Source organism: Agromyces arachidis (genome assembly GCF_052805135.1).
The window spans coordinates 251731-269624 of sequence record NZ_JBRBDK010000005.1 but is presented as its reverse complement, the minus strand read 5'-3'; the positions used below and the strand labels follow the sequence as shown (position 1 = coordinate 269624).

The window sequence follows — 17894 nt, the reverse complement described above, 5'->3', positions numbered from 1 at the left end:
CGGGACACGTCGAGGGAGGGTGGAGGCGCGCGTGGAGGCGCGCGGACGAGGGGCCGCGGATCGCGCTGCTCGCGGTGAGGGCCGGCTGCGTGCCGGCGGACGGTCCGGGTCGGCGCTAGCCGATGCGGTCCGTGACGGGCGACGGAACGGCAGGACCGAACGCCGCGACCGTACGGGCGAGAGTGTCGGTGGTCTGCATGTCGTCCTCCTGCGTCGTTGTCACGAACCCACGGCCGTGCGGACGGTTCCCCGCGCAGCCAGCCTTTCAGAGTACGGCTCGACGAGCCGATCGCGCAAGAGCGGATTCGTGCGAACGGCGCGCCCTCAGCGGACGCGCACCGACAGGCAGGTCACGCAGCCCTCGAGCTTCTCGAACTCGCCGATGTCGACGGTCACGACGCGGTAGCCGAGGTCCGAGAGCAGCTCGGCGGTGCGCGGCGCGGACGCCGACATGAGGAGCGTCTCGTCGGAGAGCAGCACGACGGCGACGCCCTCGGCCTCCGGCACCGCGAGGAACCGCGGGAACAGCGACGTGGTCTCGAGCAGGTCGGGGTGGCCGATCACGGTGCCGTCCGGCAGCGCCGTCGCCGCGCTCTTCAGGTGCAGCGCCTTGGTCATCGGGACCGCCACGACGGTGTACCCGCGCGGCGACAGGATGGCGCGGAGCTGGCGGATGCCCTCGGCGTTCGTCCGGCCGGACGCGCCCACGTAGACGGTGCCGCCCACCTTCAGCACGTCGCCGCCGTCGAGGGTGCCCGGCGCGGCGATGCGCGCGATCGAGACGCCCGGGATGGCGCGCACCGCGCGCTCGACCGCCTCGACCTCCGCGGTGCGCGACTCCGCACCGGGATTGGCCAGGACGGCGAGGTCGCCGAAGAAGACCACCGTGTCCTCGATGAAGACGGAATCGGGGAGGTCGGGCGCCGCGTCGACCTCGACCGTGTCCCAGCCCTCGGCCACGAGTGCGGCGCAGTAGTCGTCCCATTGCTCGTCGGCACGCGCGGTGTCGACGGGTCGCCGCTCGAGGTGGGTGAGCTGGCCCTCGGCGAGGTTGGACGCGGGGATGCGCACCAGCGCGATCTTGCGGTGGAGTCGCCGCGGCCGGCGTCGGACCACGGCGCGCTCGACGCGCGGAGCGAGGAACACCTCGGCGAGCACGGCCGCGACGATGAACGCGAGGTTGATGCCCACGAGGGAGCCGAGCACGACCGAGAAGACCTGGCTGCTGACCTCGATGCCGCGGGTGAGGACGTTCGTGCTGGCCGCGAGCAGCGAGGCGAGGACGGCCGACGTGAGGCCGACGAGCGCGGCGAGGAACCAGGCGCGCAGCGCACCGGCCGCGTTGGCGACGCAGAGCAGGGCCCAGAGCGCGAGCGCAGCGAGCCCGAAGTAGCCGACGGCCTGACCGAACACCGCGGGGCTCTGCCCCTGTGCGATGGAGGTGGCCAGCACGCCCGCGGCGAACGCGACGAGCGCGACCGCCGCGGCCGACGCGATCACCGCGACGCTCCGGCGTGCCACCGTCGCCTGGGCCGGCGACCGGTCGGGGGCGGCCGGGATGCGGATCGCGGGGGGCGTCGTCATGGCGCCAGCCTATCGGGGCGCGCGGCGGACACGGCCGCGGGCGCCCTCGTGGAGCGGCGCCCGCGGCCCGGGTCCGGGGCCGGTCGACGTGGGGTGGATCAGCGGGCGGCGGCCAGGCGCGCCTCGGCGAGGCGCTCCGCCGCGTCGAGCGTCGTGATGCCCGCGGCGTCCGCGTCGCGCAGCACCGCGCCGACCACGTCGCCGATCCCGGCGATGCGGCGGTCGAGCTCCTCCTGGCCGATGCCGGGCGTCGACGCGAGGTCGAGGTAGACCACGCCGCCGGCGTTCACGACGAAGTCCGGCGCCCAGACGATGCCGCGACCGCGCAGGAGCCGGGCGACGTCGCGCTCGGCCAGCTGGTTGTTCGCCGCGCCCACCACGGCGCGCACCCGCAACTCCTCGACCACCCGGGGCGTCAGCACGCCGCCGAGGCCGCACGGGACGAACAGGTCGGCCTCGACCCGGTGCGCGTCGACCGGCGGCACCCACGTCGCGCCGAGCTCCTCGGCGAGGGCGCGCTTGGACTCGGCGACATCCGTCACGGTCAGGCGCGCGCCGCCGGCCGCGAGGGCGCGGGCGAGCCGGCCGCCGACCTGCCCGAGTCCGGCGACGACGAAGTGGCGGCCCGCCACGTCGCGCGATCCGAAGACGTGGTCGAGGGTGGCGAGGATGCCGGCGTGGACGCCCGCCGCCGTGGCATCCGCCGGCTCGCCGACGCCGCCCTGCTCGGCGGGCAGGCCGCAGACGTGCTCGGTGCGCTCGTGCACGACCGCCATGAGCTCCGCGCTGGTGCCGACGTCCTCCGCGGTCATGTAGGCGCCGCCGAGCGACTCGACCGCGTCGCCGAGGTCGAGCATGGCGTCGTGGCGGCGCGCCTCGTCGAGGATCTCGCCGGCGGGGATGCACACCACCGACTTGCCGCCGCCCCGGGCGAGGCCGGCCGCCGCGTTCTTGAGGGTCATGGCGTGGGAAAGTCGCAGGGCGTCGGCGAGCGCGTCGGTCCACTGCTCGTAGTGCCAGACGCGGGCCCCGCCCAGCGCCTGGCCGAGCGCGGTGGAATGCACCGCGACGACGATGGTGAGGCCCGATCGCGGACCGCGCGTGATGAGCACGCGCTCGTGGTCCGGTGCGTCGACGGGAAGTGCGGCGTGGACCTCGGGGGACGGTGCCGGGTCGTGGGTGATCGTCATCGATCGGTCTCCTTGTTCATCGCCTTGTGGGCGTGGCTGTGCCGGCGCTTCGTGGGCGCCTCGCCTCCAAGGGTACTCCGGCGCGGATGCCGCTCCGGGCACGTTCGACGGCCCGTGACGTCAGTGGAAGAAGTGCCGCTCACCCGTGAAGTACATCGTCACGCCGGCGGCCCTCGCGGCGGCGACGACCTCCTCGTCCCGGACCGACCCGCCGGGCTGCACGACGGCCGTCACGCCGGCGTCGAGCAGGATCTGCAGCCCGTCGGCGAAGGGGAAGAACGCGTCCGATGCCGCGACCGAGCCGGCCGCACGATCGCCCGCGCGCTCCACGGCGAGCCTGCACGAGTCGACCCGGTTCACCTGCCCCATTCCGACGCCGACCGAGGCGCCGCCCGAGGCGAGCAGGATCGCGTTCGACTTCACGGCACGGCACGCGCGCCACGCGAACTCGAGGTCGGCGAGGGTCGCCTCGTCGGCCGGCTCGCCCGCGGCGAGCGTCCACTCGGCGGCGGGCGCGAACGAGCGGTCGGCCTCCTGCAGCAGGAGCCCGCCGGAGACCTGCCGGATCTCGGTGACGGGCGGCGTGAAGCCCTCCGGCAGCTCGAGCAGGCGGAGGTTCTTCTTCTGCGTGAGGACCTCGACCGCCTCGGGCTCGAAGCCGGGCGCCACGAGCACCTCGGTGAAGATGCCGGAGACCGTCTCGGCCATCTCGCGCGTGACCGTGCGGTTCGCGGCGATCACGCCGCCGAACGCCGACACCGGGTCGCACTCGTGCGCGCGGCGGTGCGCGTCGGCGATCGGGTCGGCCGCACCGGGTGCCGCGACGGCGATGCCGCACGGGTTGGCGTGCTTGATGATCGCCACGGCCGGCGCGTCGAAGTCGTAGGCCGCCCGCACCGCGGCATCCGCGTCGACGTAGTTGTTGTACGACATCTCCTTGCCGTGCAGCTGGCGGGCCTGCGCGATGCCCGGGCGACCGCCGACGGCGGAGTAGCGCGCCGCCCGCTGGTGCGAGTTCTCGCCATAGCGGAGGTCGGCGTCCTTCGTCCACGCCGCACCCACCCACGCGGGGAACGGCGACTCCTCGCCGGGCTGGTCGGGGGCGACGGCGCCGCCGATCCAGGAGGCGACCGCGATGTCGTAGGTCGCGGTGTGGCGGAACGCCTCGCGCGCGAGGTCGCGGCGCTGCGCGAGGGTCGTGCCCCCTGCACGGACGGCCGAGACGACCTCGTCGTACCGATCGGGCGAGACGACGACGGCCACGTTCGCGTGGTTCTTCGCCGAGGCGCGCACCATCGCGGGTCCGCCGATGTCGATCTGCTCGACCACCGCGTCGGGCTCGGCGCCCGAGGCGACGGTCTCGACGAACGGGTAGAGGTTGACGACGACGAGCTCGAACGGCCTGATCGCCAGTTCGGCCAGCTCGCGCTCGTGGTGGTCGAGGCGCAGGTCGGCGAGCAGGCCCGAGTGGACGCCCGGGTGCAGCGTGCGCACCCGACCGTCGAGGTGCTCGGGGTAGCCCGTGACGTCGGCGACCTGCGTCACTGGCAGGCCCGCCGCCGCGATCGCGTTGGAGGTGCCGCCCGTCGAGACGATCTCGACGCCCGCCTCCACCAGTGCGGTCGCGAGCTCGACGAGCCCGGTCTTGTCGCTCACCGCGACGAGGGCCCGGCGCACGGGCACGACATCGCGTTCGCGGTAGAGGCTCGGGTCGATGCGTGCTCCGCTCATCGTGCGGCGATCTCCTTCAGGTCGATCTTGGCGTTGGCGATGTCGAGCACGGCCTGGATGAGCAGGCGGCGCTCGACGGGCTTGATGCGGTCGTGCAGCGTGGCCTCGGTGTCGCCGGGCAGCACGGGCACCCGCTCCTGCGCGATGACCGGCCCGCCGTCGACCGAGTCGTCGACGACGATGAGGCTGGCACCCGTCTCGGCGACGCCGGCGGCGAGCGCGTCGCGGACGCCGTGGGCACCCGGGAACTCGGGCAGGTACGCGGGGTGCGTGTTGACGAGGTTCGGGCTGAACGCGTCGACGACGGCGGGCGGCACGAGCCGCATGAGCCCCGAGAGGATGACGAGGTCGGGCTCCCAGCGCCGGACCTGCTCGATCAGCGCGTCGCCCCAGTCGTCGCGGGAGTCGTACGCGGTGAACGGCACCGTGAACGCCGGGATCCCGAACTCCTCGCCGAGCGCCAATCCCTCGCAGTCGCGGTCGGCGCCGATGGCCACCACGCGCGCGGGGAACTCGGCGTCCTCCGACGCCTCGAGCAGGGCGCGGAGGTTCGAACCCGTGCCCGAGATCAGCACGACGAGCTTCAGCACCCTATGAGGGTACCGGGCGCGCGAGCGAGCGGATGACACGGCATCTCGCGCTCGGCTGCGCAGGTCGTTCGCGGCTGCTGCCGCCGCCGGGCCTATCCGACCGGGAACGACTCCTCGTCGAAGGGTTCGCGCGGGGCATCCTCGATCGCGGCCAGCGCCCTGGCGCGCGCGGCGAACATCCCCGCCACCGCGCCCACGCCGACGCTCGCCGCCGCCGCGGCCCCGACGAGGAGGGCGTCCGGTCCGACCTCGGCGAGCCGTCCCGGACCGGCGGCACCGCCGGACCAGGCCGCGAACACGCCGAGCAGCAGCCCGGCCGTCGCGCCGGCGCCGAGGCCGGACGCCAGGGTCGCCCACCAGGGGGCGTCCTCGTGCACCGGGACGGATCGCGCGACGGCGATGGCGCCCGCGAAGCCGAGCAGCACCGGCAGCGCGAGCCAGAGGACGCCGAGCGGAGCGCCCTCCGGCGGCAGCGCGCCGAGCAGCGGCAGGCCCGGCACGGGGCCGATGAGCGTCACGCTCGGCGACACGGACGTGCCCGCGCCCAGCGCGAAGCCCGGCCCGAGCAGCCACGACGCCGCCCACACGACCGCGTTCGGCACGAGCGCGAGCTGCACCATCGTGATGGTCGCGTCGCCGTCGATCCCGGCGCCCAGCGCCTGGTAGAGGCCGACGATCGTCGCGTGGTCGAGCACGATACGCACCACCACGAGCACGGCCGCGACCGCGATCACCCCGAAGGCGGCGCCGAGTCCCGCCCGGACGGCCGACCGGGTCCCGTCGAGCGCCGCGGCCGGCAGCCGCAGCACCCGTTCGCGGACGGCGCTGGTCGCGAGATCCGTCGTCCATCCCGCGCGTGCGAACGCGCGCACGACGCCCACGAGCGTCCCCGCGGCCATCACCAGCGCGGGCATCAGGATCGACTGCCACCACGACGGCATCGCCGCGGGCGACGCGGCGAACGCGCCGAGCGCTCCGCCGAGGCCGCCGACCGTGAGGGCGGCCGCCGCGACGCCGACGGCGGGATCGCCGCCCTCCGTGGCGCGGCGCCCGATGCGCATGCCGAACGCGAAGGTCAGCACGGCGAAGCCGAGCAGGGCGATCGAGACGGTGAAGGGGTCGGCGGCGCCGTCGAGGCCGATGCCCGCCGCGGTCGCCGCGTCGAGCCGCATGACCACGTCGACCCCGTGGCCGAGCAGCCAGACGTCGGATGCCGCGCGGAACACCGCGTCGATCGGGGCGGCGAGGTCGAAGGCGATCGCCCACAGGAGCATGAGCGGGACGAGCGCCGCGCCGAGTCCGATGAGCGTGGAGACGGTCGCCTCGAGGGCGGCGAGCAGGGCGATCGTGGTGCGTCTCATCGCACTCGACCCTATTGCGCCGCAGCGGGATCAGCCCGGAGGACGTGCGGAGTCGGGGCGAGCCGCCACCCCCGCATCCGGTCCCGTCGCGGGCGGGGCGGCCGAGTCGTCGACGCCCCGCGCGGCGACCGCCTGCGGCACCGCCTCGCCCTCGGGTCGCCGGAGCAGCTCGACGAGGGCGACCGCGACGAGCGCGAGCACCACCGTCCACACCACGGTCGACACCTCGATCGGCCGGTTGAAGAGCAGCACGAGCGACGCGACCGCGGCGATGGCGACGTACGCGACCACGCGGTACCGGTGCAGCGCCTCGCCGAACCGGCCGGTCGTCACGCCGTGCGCGCCGGCCGAGCGCCGGACGGCGCCGAATCCGTCGTCGGCGAACCCGCGCACGGCGCGTGCGGGACGCCATGGCCCGGAGAGCCAGGCGATGAGCGCGACCGCGACGGCCAGCACCGTCAGCGCGGCGATGGTCGAGATCATGAGCTCGGTGAGCCCGCCGTAGATCGCCTCGGCGGCGCCGGAGGGCATGATCGAGGGACTGACGGTGGCGACGAAGAAGAGCCGGCCCGTGCCGAACCCCGCGAGCGTGAGCAGCATGGTGAGCGCGAGTCCGCCCGCCGCCCAGACGAGGGCGGCGCTGCGTCGCTTGGCGACGAGCACGCCCGCCGCGAGCAGCACGAGCACCAGCACGGGCAGCCAGGTGCCCACGGCGACCGCGAGCGCGTACACGGTCTGGAGCAGGACGAGCGAGTCGACCTTCGCGACGACCACGCTGCGTTCGATCACCGGGATCGCCGCGGCGAACCCGACCCCGCGTTCGGCGAGCCGCGCCTTGACCTCCTCGATGATCGGCCCGAGCTGGATCGACAGGCTGCCGTCGTCGCCGATCGCGAGCGCGGCGTCGGGATCGCCCTGAAGGGCGGCGATGAACTGGCGATGGCTGGCCCGGAGGGCGGTGGCGAAGACCTGCTCGAACGCGTCCGACGAGACGACCCGGTCGACGGTCTGGGCCAGGAGCGAGCTGAGCCCCTCCGCTGCCGGGCCCTCCAGCAGGCCGAGGGCGTCGTCGGCCCGCGGGGGCAGGTCGAGCGAGCGGATGCCGTCGAACACGTCGGACGTGAGCTGCGGGATGTCGACCTGCTCCTCGATCGCGTCGGTGACCTGGTCGCCGATGAAGGCCTGCACCGCCGGGTCCTCGCCGATCGGGGCGAACGTCGCGACGAAGCGCTCGGGGTCGACGAGCTGCAGCCGGGCCCAGGCGCTCACCACCGCGATCGGCGCGAGCAGCAGGCCGACCAGCACGAGGGCGACGGCACCGATGGTGCGCCCACGGCGCCGGGATCGCCTCGGCGGCGCCGGCGCGCCGGCCGCGACCGACTCCCCGGTCGTCGCGCGGAGTCGCGCGTTCTCGGCCTCGAGCTCGGCGATGCGCGCCTTGAGCCCGTCGTCACCCGTCACGTCGGTCATCGCCCGCTCCTTCGCGATCTCCCTCGACGCACGCTACCGCGAGCCGCGGGCCCGAAGGGGACGATGGTCCCCCGGCGCGTCGGATCCGCCGCGCCGCCGCCGGAGCGCCCCGGTCAGTGGACGAACGCCTTCAGCAGCATCATCGCGAGCCCGAAGCCGGCGGTCGCGAGGGCGCCGACCACCTGCATGACCGGACTCGCGCCGCGGCGGCGGAACGCGATGAACCCGAGGACGGCCAGCACGATGACGCCGGCCCACAGCGCCGCCCACAGCGCCACCTGGTCGGGGACCGCTCGGGTCGCCCCGATCAGCAGGATGATCGACGGGATCAGCGCGGCGACGAGCAGGCCGAACGAGCGTCGCACCGAGATGCGGAACGCCTCCCCGAGACCCACCACCCGCTGCTCGTCCATGCCGTGGTGGGCGACGGTCCCGGCGTACACGTGCGCGGCCCAGAACACGAGGACCGTGATCAGGACGGTCCAGAACACCGACCACGAGCTGTCGCCGTGCGCGCCGGCGACGACGATCATGCCCGAGACGAGGATGACGCCGTACACCGACTCCTCGGTCACGAAGCTCGCCCGGAGGATGTGGACCGCGTCGCGCCGCTCGCTCATGCGGTCCATGCTGCCACGCGTCGAGCCGGGAGCGGCCCGGTCGGATCGCCGGCGGGGACGCCGACGGCCCCGCCGGCGATGCCGACGGGGCCGTCGTGCGGAAGGGCGCCGGGGCTCGGACGGCCCGGGCGCACCCGGGGCTGCTAGGCGCCGAGGCCCTCGTACACCTCGCGCAGCAGGCGGGCGGTCTCGGACGGGGTCTTGCCGACCTTCACGCCCGCGGCCTCGAGCGCCTCCTTCTTCGCCTGGGCGGTGCCGGCCGAACCGGAGACGATGGCGCCGGCGTGGCCCATCGTCTTGCCCTCGGGCGCCGTGAAGCCGGCGACGTAGCCCACGACCGGCTTGGTGACGTTGGCCTTGATGAAGTCGGCCGCACGCTCCTCGGCGTCGCCGCCGATCTCGCCGATCATGACGATGGCCTTGGTCTCGGGGTCGGCCTCGAACGCGGCGAGCGCGTCGATGTGCGTCGTGCCGATGATCGGGTCGCCGCCGATGCCGATCGCGGTCGAGAAGCCGAGGTCGCGCAGCTCGTACATCATCTGGTACGTGAGCGTGCCCGACTTCGAGACCAGGCCGATCGGGCCCTTGCCGGTGATGTTCGCCGGGGTGATGCCGACGAGCGACTCTCCGGGGCTGATGATGCCGGGGCAGTTCGGGCCGATGATCCGGGTCTTCTCGCCCTTCTCCTTGGCGTGGGCCCAGAACTCGGCCGAGTCCTGCACGGGCACGCCCTCGGTGATGATGACGAGGAGCGGGATCTCGGCGTCGATGGCCTCGACGACGGCGTCCTTGGTGTAGGCCGGCGGCACGAACGCGATCGACACGTCGGCGCCGGTCGCCTCCATGGCCTCGGCGACCGTGCCGAACACGGGCAGTTCGACCGGGTTGCCCTCGGCGTCGGTGTGCAGGACGGTCGTACCGGCCTTGCGCGCGTTCACGCCGCCGACGACCTGGGTGCCCGCGGCGAGCATGCGCGCGGTGTGCTTGGTGCCCTCGCCGCCGGTGATGCCCTGGACGATGACCTTGGAGTCCTTGTTGAGGAAGATCGTCATTTTCCCGAATCCTTACTTCGCGGCGTTCGCGAGCTCGGCGGCCTTGTCGGCGCCCTGGTCCATGTTCTCGGCGAGGGTGACGAGCGGGTGCGCCGCCTCCTCGAGGATGCGACGGCCCTCGGCGACGTTGTTGCCGTCGAGGCGCACGACGAGCGGCTTGTCGGCAGCCGAGCCGAGCTCGGCGAGCGCGCCCACGATGCCCTTGGCGACCTGGTCGCACGCGGTGATGCCGCCGAAGACGTTGACGAACACCGAGCGCACCTGCGGGTCGCCGAGGATGATCGACAGGCCGTTGGCCATGACCTCGGCCGACGCGCCGCCGCCGATGTCGAGGAAGTTGGCGGGCTTCACGTCGCCGTGCGCCTCGCCGGCGTAGGCGACGACGTCGAGGGTCGACATGACCAGGCCCGCGCCGTTGCCGATGATGCCGACCTCGCCGTCGAGCTTCACGTAGTTGAGGTCGAGCTGCTTGGCCTTGGCCTCCAGCGGGTCGGCGGCGGCCTTGTCCTCGAGCAGTGCGTGACCCGCGTGGCGGAACTCGGCGTTCTCGTCGAGCGTGACCTTGCCGTCGAGGGCGATGACGTTCCCGTCCTCGTCGAGGATGAGCGGGTTGACCTCGACGAGCGTCGCGTCCTCGCCCGTGTAGACCTCGTAGAGCTTCACGAAGACGTCGGCGACCTTGTCGACGAGCTCGGCCGGGAAGTTCGCCGCGGTCGCGATCTCGCGCCCCTTCTCGGCGGTGATGCCCTCGTTCGGGTCCACCTCGATGCGCGCCAGCGCCTCGGGCTTCTCGACGGCGAGCTGCTCGATCTCCATGCCGCCCTCGACGCTCGTGAGCGAGAGGTAGGAGCGGTTCGCGCGGTCGAGGAGCACCGAGAAGTAGAACTCCTGGGCGATCTTCGCGCCCGCGGCGACCATGACGCGCTTGACGACGTGCCCCTTGATGTCGAGGCCGAGGATCGCCTTCGCGGCCTCCTCCGCCTCGTCGGCGTTCTTCGCGACCTTGACGCCGCCGGCCTTGCCGCGGCCGCCGGTCTTCACCTGCGCCTTGACGACGACCACGCCGCCCAGCTTCTCGGCCGCCGCACGCACCTCTTCGGGGGTGTCTGCGACGATGCCCGGGAGCACCGGCACCCCGTACTTCTCGAAGAGGTCTCTGGCCTGGTACTCGTAAAGATCCACGCTCTGCTTCCAATCGTTCCGCGGTTCGCGCGTAGGGATGGTGGGTGAGTGGGCCCGGATGACCTCTCGACGTCGAGATACCTCGATATCGAGATAACGGGCCGCGACCATGCTACCCCTCCGCCGTCGCGGGCCCGAACCGGGAGCGCCCGGGCGCCCGCCCGAGGCGGGTCACGGGACTTCCGGCCACTGGCGCGCGCTCCGTCCCGCTGCGAGACTGCCCTCCATGACGGAGCCCGCATCCGAACCGCAGCATCGCATCGATCCGCATGACGGCAAGGTGCACGAGAAGCTCAACTGGCTCCGCGCCGCCGTCCTCGGCGCGAACGACGGCATCGTCTCGGTGGCCGCGCTCGTCGTCGGCGTCGCCGCCGCGACCACCGACCTCGGGGCGATCCTCGTCGCGGGCGTGGCATCCGTCGCAGCCGGCGCCATCTCGATGGGCCTCGGCGAGTACGTCTCCGTCTCGAGCCAGCGCGACACCGAGCACGCCCTCATCGCCAAGGAGCGCGACGAGCTCGCGACGATGCCCGAGCAGGAGCTCGCCGAACTCGCCGAGATCTATCGGGGCAAGGGACTGTCGCCGGAGACGGCCGAGCGCGTCGCCGAGGAGCTCACCGCCCACGACGCGCTCGCCGCCCACCTCGAGGCGGAGCTCCACATCGCCGAGGCCGACGTCGTCAACCCGTGGCACGCGGCCTGGGCGTCGGCGGCCGCGTTCCTCGCCGGCGCGGTGCTGCCGATGATCGCGATCCTCCTGCCGCCGCCCGAGTGGCGGGTGATCACGACGTTCGCCGCGGTGCTCGTCGCGCTCACCCTGACCGGGTGGCTCTCCGCGTGGATCGGCGGCGCCCCGCGACTGCGTGCGGTGTCGCGAGTGGTGATCGGCGGGGCGCTCGCCCTCGCGGTCACGTGGGTCATCGGCGCCCTGCTCGGCGGCGCGGTGGCGTGAGGGCCGGGCCATGGCCGACGCGCGGATCGGCATCTCGGGCTGGCGCTACCGGCCGTGGCGCGGCGTCTTCTACCCGGTGGGCCTGCGACAGGCCGACGAGCTCGCGTACGCCGCCGAGCGCCTGACGTCGATCGAGCTCAACGGCTCGTTCTACTCCCTGCAGCGGCCAGGGAGCTGGCAGCGGTGGCGCGGCCAGGTGCCCGCGGGCTTCTGTTTCGCCGTCAAGGGACCACGCTTCGTCACGCACGTCAAGCGCCTCGTCGACGTCGAGACCGCGTTGGCGAACTTCTTCGCCTCGGGGCTGCTCGACCTCGGCGACCAGCTCGGGCCCGTGCTCTGGCAGCTGCCGCCGACGCTCGCCTACGACGCCGACCTCCTCGACGCCTTCCTCGCCCTGCTCCCCCGCACCCGAGCGGATGCCGCGGTCCTCGCGTCGCGCCACGACGACCGGATGACGGGCCGGGCGTCGTTCTCGCCGGACGGCCCGGGCGTCGGTGGCACCACGCACGTCCGCCACGCCGTGGAGGTGCGGCACCCCTCGTTCGAGGAGGCGGAGGACTCCTGGGCCGCGGTGCTCAGGCGGCACGGCGCGGCATCCGTCACGGCCGACACCGCGGGCCGGTATCCACGACTCGACCGGACCACCGCCGACTTCGCCTATGCACGGTTGCACGGCGAGCAGGAGCTCTACGCGTCGGGATACGACGACGAGGCGCTCGACCGATGGGCGGCCTGGGTCCGCGCCCACCTCGACGCCGGTCGCGACGCGTACGTCTACTTCGACAACGACGTCAAGGTGCGAGCCCCGTTCGACGCGATCGCGCTGATCGGGCGCCTGCCGCGGCCGCAGTCGATGCCGGAGGTTCCGGGGCGTCCCTGACGCCCGACGCCGCCCGCGGGTCTACCATGTGGCGCATCGGAGGCTGACGCCCGCACGCCGCAGGGAGGCGTTTCGCATGATGTCGACAGCGCACTCGGAACCCGTGCTCGAGCTCCGCATCCACGGGGTCAACAACACGCCGCCGCACGAGATGCTCGATCTCCCCGAGGACGACGTCGAACTCGCTTTCGGCGACGACCTCGGGAGCTTCTGGCATCCGACCGACGACGCCGTCGAGCGGGGCCGGGTCGACCGGGTGCAGGGCGAATCCTCGCGCGGCGTCGTCGCGCCGGACGAGGTTCCCCGCGGGCGGGTCCCCGACGGGATCCACCGCGAGACCTACTCGTGGGGCGGGATGGTGCGGACGGCGCCTCCGCAGTCCGGCTTCGGCGGCGTGGTGATCGCCGTCGTGGCTCGCGTGGCGTGGACGCTGCTGCTGCCGTTCAGCATCGCGAACGCCGCGATCTGGAGCTGGCAGCTCCCGTCACCGCGCGACGGGCACGGGATCCGCGTCGGCGCCGCGGTCATCCGCACGGCGTGCCTGACGCTCACCCTCGTGTTCACGCTCGCCCTCGCGTCGGTCGCGATCGACCTGTTCGCCCTGCAGTGCTTCCGCGGCGGCACCACCGTGTGCGTCCCGCTCGGCGAGGTCGGCGACACCTTCGCCGCCTGGAAGGACGAGCGGCGCGTCGCCCTCTTCTCCCTCCTGCCCGTGGTCGCACTGGTCACCGTGTTCCTCGTCTCGAAGCTGTCGATCCTGCGCTACAACATCGCGCGGCGCATCATCGGCGGCGACGATGAGGCCGGTGCGGATCGCCCGTTGCTCCAGGAGCCCAGGTTCTGGCTCTCGCGCACCGAGACGAACCGGCTCGCCGTCCTGCACCTCGCCGCGGGACTGGCGACGGTCTCGCTGGTGACGAGCTTCGCCTGGGCGAGCGACACCACGGGGATCACGCCGTTCCTCGCGGTCGGCTCGACCGCGGTGCTCCTCGCCTGTGCGGCGCTCGTGGCCGGCACCGACTCGACGCCCTTCGAGCGGACCGCGCCGAGCCGGCACCGGCTCCTGGAGCTGCTCCGGCGCGCCCCCGTGGCGCTGCTCGGGGCCGCGGCGGTCCTGTACGCCCTGCCGATGATCGTGCTCGCGTTCCACGGCGACATCCGCCTCGAGCCCCGGCTCATGGGCGAGGCATCCGACGGCGTACTGATCACCGTGCTGATCGTGGCGCTCGTGCTGATCGTCGTCGCCTGGGCGCTTCCCGCCGCGGACCGGGCGCGACGCGCCTGGCACGGGCGGGCGGCCGCGGTCTTCCTCACCCTCGGGCTCGCGATCGAACTCGTGCTCGGGTCCGTGGTCAACGTGCTCGTCGGCGACTGGCTCAACGGCCCGAGCGCCGCCAGCCGTCTCGACCAGCCCTATCCGGAGTGCTCCGGCGAGGACTGCCTGCCCCAGGAAATGACCATCGGTCCGTTCTTCGCGCCGTTCCTCGGCATGACGCTCGCGGCGATCGTCGTCGGCGCGATCATCGTCGGCGTCATGGTGGCGCTTCCCCGCGACGTCGGCGCGCGCGCGCCGAAGGTCTCGTTCGCGCGGGGCGACACCAGCCCCCGCGCCACGCTGACGACGCTCCTCGAGGGCGAGGTGCGGCGCAAGCGGGCGCTCGCGGCACGCCTGCACCTCGCCGAACCGGTCGTCGGCGTGCTGGCGATCGCGCTCTTCGTCGGCACCGTCGCGACCCTGGCGATGACGCTGACGCCGGGCCTGCTGCCCTCGCTCCTCCAGGCCGACGTCGCCCAGGCGATCAGCACGGGGTTCGCCCGGTGGATCAACGCGTCGCTGCTCATCTGGGTGGTGATCGGGCTGTCCGTCTCGGCCGGGCTGGTTCTCGGCGGTCGCCGTTCGTCTCGGCCGCTCGCGCTGATCTGGGACCTCGCGTGCTTCCTCCCCCGCGCCGGGCACCCCTTCGGCGCCCCGTGCTACACCGAGCGAGCGGTGCCCGAAGTCGCCCGTCGCATCCGCTGGTGGCTCGACCTGCCGCCGGTGGGCGACGGGTCGGGTGCGCCGCCGCGGCCGCGATCCGTGGTGGTCTCGGCGCACTCGATGGGGGCCGTCGTCGCCGTGGCGGCGCTGTACGCGCTGCGCAACGAGCCGTCCTGGGAGACCTACCGCGACCGGATCCACCTGCTGACGTTCGGCATCCAGTTGCGGCCGTACTTCGGCCGGTTCTTCCCCGAGGTGCTCGGCCCCGCGGTCATCGAGTCGGTGCCGTGCGGTCGCCCGAGGCCCTGGGCCCGCGACCCGTGGGCCTCGGCCGACCTCGGCGCACCGGGGGCGGCGGGCGATCCGGCCGACGAGGGGTTCCCCGCGCGCACGTGGGTGAACCTCTGGCGCCTGACCGACTACCTCGGCTTCCCGGTGCGCTCGATCGACTCGTCCGGCAACCGGCGCGACCGTTATGCCGAGGAGATCGACCTCAGCGGGTACGTCGGCGCGGTCGACATGCACAGCTGGTACTACCGCACGCCCGCGTACCACCGGGCCCTCGCCGACCTCACGCGGGAGCCGTCCGCCGACGCGGCCACCCCGGAGTCGCGAGCAGCCCGCCCTCCCGGGTGACGGCGAGCACGTCGACGTCGAATCGCGCGGCGATCGCATCGAGCGCGTCGAACCCGCCCGACACGATCGCGGTCGCGAGCACGTCGGCGGTGAGCAGGTCGCGAGCGGCGACGCTGACCTGGGCGAACGGCGTCGCGGCGAGTCCGGCGACGGTCCAGATGTGATCGCCGCGCTCCGCGCTCCCCGAGGTCGCCACCGCCCGACGGCGATCGCCGTCGAGGTCGACCCGGGCGAGCATCGCCCCGCGGTCGAGCGGGTCGACGATGCCCACGGCGAGCTCGCCGCCGCCCCCGACCAACACGTCGCCGCCGGCGCCGATCGCCCACCCCGTGCGGCCGGCCTCGTCGAGCGCGCGCCCCGCCTCCTCGGCGGCGAGCGCCTTCACGACGCCGTCGAGGTCGATGACGCCGTCGCCCCGGTGCGGCGTGAAGCTTCCCCCGGTCGCGTCGCGCCACCGCAGCGCGATCGCGTACGCGTCGCGGACCTCGTCGCCGGCCTCGGGAAGGCCGAGCTCGCCGCGGGCCACCCGGCTGAGCTCGGAGTCGTGGAGGAACAGGCTGCACCGCGCCTCCCAGCGCGTGAACGCCGAGCGGACGGCGTCGGTCGCCGCATCCGGCCCGGCGCCGTCCGTCCGTGCCGGGGCGCCGAGGCGGAGGCTCACGACCGTCCCCATCGCCTCGAACGCCATCGCCGCGGCGCCCACCTCAGTACCCTGCCTGGTCGAGGGCCGCCTGCAGGGACTCCAGGTAGGCCCGACTCGTGTAGGTCGCCCCGCCGACCATCGACACCGAGGCGGACTGCGCCTGGAGCACCTCGGATCGGAGGATGGGCGCGGCACGATTGCTGATCTGGACGCTGCGACCGTCGTGGTCGGTGAGCCGGAGCGCGGTCACGTCCTGGATCGTGCCGCCCGCGACCGTCACGCTGACCTGGACGTCGCCGAAGCGCGTCGAGACCGACGGCCCGGTGAAGGTGCCCCCGGCGTCGCCGGTCGAGGCGCTCGCGGATGCCGCACCGGAGGACGAATCGCCGGACGCCGAACCGCCGGAGCCCGCCGCGCCGGCCGAGGTCGCATCGTTCACGGCCGGAGCCGTGGACCCGATGGCACCGAGCTGCCATCCGCCCAGGATCGCCGCGGCGGAGGCCGCCGAGGCCAGGACCACCGCCCGCGCCCTCACCAGTCGAACCTCTCGTGATGGATCTGCTCGGGCTTCAGCCCTGCGGCGCGCGCTTCGGCGAGCACCGACTCGGACCAGCCGCGCGGACCGCAGACGTACAGGTCGCTCTCGGCGACGTCGGGCACGAGGGCCGCGAGCCCGAGCCCCTGTCGTTCGGCGGGCTCGGTGAGCCATCCTCGGCCGCGCCCACCGGGCACGGTGATCAGGGTCGCTCCGCGGCGGCGGCACAGCTCGCCGATCTCGTCGAGGAGCCACCCCTCCGCCGGTTCCCGAGTGCGGAGCACCACCGTGGCCTCACCCGGCCGGAAGCTCGCCGACTCGAGCAGCGACCGGATCGGCGTGACGCCGATCCCCGCGGCGACGAGCGTGAGTCGGCGCCGGCTCCGCGCGGCCTCGGTGAAGACGCCGTACGGCCCCTCGACGGCGACTCGGGTACCGCGGCGGATGCGGGCCAGACCCGCCGAGCCGGCGCCGAGCGCGCGGACGGTGATGCGCAGGCGGTCGTCGCGCGGGGCCGCGGACAGCGAGTACGGGTGGGCCTGCCACCACTGCCCCGGTGCCAGGAACCTCCAGATCATGAACTGGCCCCCGGTGGCGCGCAGCGCCGCGAGCCCCCGCCCGCGCATCGTGACGGAGACGACAGAGTCGGCCGGGTCGCCCACCGGAGCCACCGACTCGACGACGAGGCGGAATCGGAGGCTCGCCGCGACCGGAGCGACGACCCGGTACGCGACGACGGCCGCGAGCGTCGCGATCGTGACGGCCATCCAGTACCAGCGCTGCCACGTCCCCTCGCCGAACAGCCCGCCCGGCATGAACTGGTGCGGCAGCGCGGCCAGCACCGCGCCGTAGACGAGCAGGTGCACGAGGTGCCACACCTCGTACCGGAGCCTGCGGCGGACGACCACGAGCGACGTCACCACGACGACGACGAGGAGCGCGAAGCCGAGGACCGCCAACGGCACGTCGGGCAGGTTCCAGATCGCGACCGCCTCGGCGAACAGGTCGACCCCGTCCGCGGCGGCGTACCCGGCGAGCAGGAGCACGCCGTGGGCGACCAGCAGGTACAGCACGGGCTTGCCGAGCCGTCCGTGGAGCGCCATCGCCGCGTCGTGCCCGACGGCGCGCTCGATGAGCGGCACGCGCGCGGCCAGCAGCAGCATGACGAGGATGAGGTCGGTCGCCGCGAGGCCCGCGAGGATGCCGAGCGAGGTGAGCGATGCCCCGAGGCCGGCGAAGCGCGTGACGCCGCCCTCCGCGAGGAAGAGCGCCATGGCGACGGCGACGGAGGTCACCGCCATCGCCTGGAGGAGGTCGACGCGCCACATCCGACGGCCGGCCCGAGCGCGCGCCCCGGGCGGGAAGGGCCTGGGCCGGTGCAGGTGCCGGGCGTCGTGGACGAGGAATGCCATGACGCGATCGTGCGCCGGTCCGCTATCGGTCGGCTGGACTCCGGCTGTGAACGACCCGGGTCCCCTGGCGGCCGGGCC

15 protein-coding genes are annotated in these 17894 nt (G+C 73.8%); 3 read left to right on the top strand and 12 right to left on the bottom strand.

All coding sequences use genetic code 11. From position 1 onward, the window contains the following. Window positions 1-324 precede the first annotated feature (324 nt). The 9 genes from ddaH to sucC all read right to left on the bottom strand — a co-directional run bounded on the left by ddaH (window position 325) and on the right by sucC (window position 10780). Window positions 325-1584, bottom strand: coding sequence for a dimethylargininase (gene ddaH / locus ACUY4T_RS09440; RefSeq protein WP_446018673.1), 1260 nt, complete (start codon window positions 1582-1584; stop codon window positions 325-327). 98 nt (window positions 1585-1682) lie between these two features. Continuing rightward, window positions 1683-2774, bottom strand: coding sequence for a Glu/Leu/Phe/Val dehydrogenase dimerization domain-containing protein (locus tag ACUY4T_RS09435; RefSeq protein ID WP_446018672.1), 1092 nt, complete (start codon window positions 2772-2774; stop codon window positions 1683-1685). 120 nt (window positions 2775-2894) lie between these two features. Then, complete coding sequence (gene purH / locus ACUY4T_RS09430; protein WP_446018671.1) at window positions 2895-4505, bottom strand: bifunctional phosphoribosylaminoimidazolecarboxamide formyltransferase/IMP cyclohydrolase; 1611 nt, start codon at window positions 4503-4505, stop codon at window positions 2895-2897. Then, window positions 4502-5095, bottom strand: coding sequence for a phosphoribosylglycinamide formyltransferase (gene purN / locus ACUY4T_RS09425; protein WP_446018670.1), 594 nt, complete (start codon window positions 5093-5095; stop codon window positions 4502-4504). The genes purH and purN overlap by 4 nt, the downstream gene beginning before the upstream one ends. 92 nt (window positions 5096-5187) lie before the next feature. Continuing rightward, a complete protein-coding gene (locus ACUY4T_RS09420) occupies window positions 5188-6456 on the bottom strand; it encodes a cell division protein PerM (protein WP_446018669.1) in 1269 nt (422 codons plus the stop codon). A gap of 30 nt (window positions 6457-6486) precedes the next feature. Continuing rightward, window positions 6487-7926: a hypothetical protein gene (locus tag ACUY4T_RS09415; RefSeq protein ID WP_446018668.1), complete on the bottom strand. Its 1440-nt coding sequence runs from the start codon at window positions 7924-7926 to the stop codon at window positions 6487-6489. Between the two features lie 113 nt (window positions 7927-8039). Continuing rightward, a complete protein-coding gene (locus ACUY4T_RS09410; RefSeq protein ID WP_446018667.1) occupies window positions 8040-8546 on the bottom strand; it encodes a hypothetical protein in 507 nt (168 codons plus the stop codon). A 143-nt stretch (window positions 8547-8689) separates the two neighbouring features. Then, window positions 8690-9598 (bottom strand): succinate--CoA ligase subunit alpha, encoded by a 909-nt coding sequence (gene sucD / locus ACUY4T_RS09405; RefSeq protein WP_446018666.1) that lies wholly within the window; start codon window positions 9596-9598, stop codon window positions 8690-8692. Between the two features lie 12 nt (window positions 9599-9610). Next, window positions 9611-10780 carry an ADP-forming succinate--CoA ligase subunit beta gene (gene sucC, locus ACUY4T_RS09400; RefSeq protein ID WP_446018665.1) on the bottom strand — a complete coding sequence of 390 codons (1170 nt, stop codon included), beginning with the start codon at window positions 10778-10780 and terminating at the stop codon, window positions 9611-9613. Window positions 10781-11006: 226 nt separating this feature from the next. Between sucC and ACUY4T_RS09395 the strand changes: the two genes are divergently transcribed. The 3 genes from ACUY4T_RS09395 (at window position 11007) to ACUY4T_RS09385 (ending at window position 15226) form a co-directional block, all read left to right on the top strand. Beyond that, the gene (locus ACUY4T_RS09395) at window positions 11007-11732 is read left to right on the top strand and encodes a VIT1/CCC1 transporter family protein (protein ID WP_446018664.1); all 726 of its coding nucleotides are present in this window, start codon (window positions 11007-11009) and stop codon (window positions 11730-11732) included. Window positions 11733-11742: 10 nt separating this feature from the next. Then, a complete protein-coding gene (locus ACUY4T_RS09390) occupies window positions 11743-12612 on the top strand; it encodes a DUF72 domain-containing protein (protein ID WP_446018663.1) in 870 nt (289 codons plus the stop codon). Window positions 12613-12688: 76 nt separating this feature from the next. Beyond that, window positions 12689-15226: a hypothetical protein gene (locus ACUY4T_RS09385; protein ID WP_446018662.1), complete on the top strand. Its 2538-nt coding sequence runs from the start codon at window positions 12689-12691 to the stop codon at window positions 15224-15226. On the opposite strand, the gene ACUY4T_RS09380 is transcribed toward ACUY4T_RS09385, so the two are convergent. Genes ACUY4T_RS09380 through ACUY4T_RS09370 form a run of 3 tightly spaced genes read right to left on the bottom strand, consistent with a single transcriptional unit; the run spans window position 15162 to window position 17816 of the window. Continuing rightward, window positions 15162-15929, bottom strand: coding sequence for an FAD:protein FMN transferase (locus ACUY4T_RS09380; RefSeq protein ID WP_446018661.1), 768 nt, complete (start codon window positions 15927-15929; stop codon window positions 15162-15164). The two genes, ACUY4T_RS09385 and ACUY4T_RS09380, sit on opposite strands and share 65 nt — an antisense overlap. A 1-nt stretch (window position 15930) precedes the next feature. Further along, window positions 15931-16404 (bottom strand): FMN-binding protein, encoded by a 474-nt coding sequence (locus ACUY4T_RS09375; RefSeq protein WP_446018660.1) that lies wholly within the window; start codon window positions 16402-16404, stop codon window positions 15931-15933. Further along, window positions 16401-17816: a ferredoxin reductase family protein gene (locus ACUY4T_RS09370; protein WP_446018659.1), complete on the bottom strand. Its 1416-nt coding sequence runs from the start codon at window positions 17814-17816 to the stop codon at window positions 16401-16403. The genes ACUY4T_RS09375 and ACUY4T_RS09370 overlap by 4 nt, the downstream gene beginning before the upstream one ends. Window positions 17817-17894 lie beyond the last annotated feature (78 nt).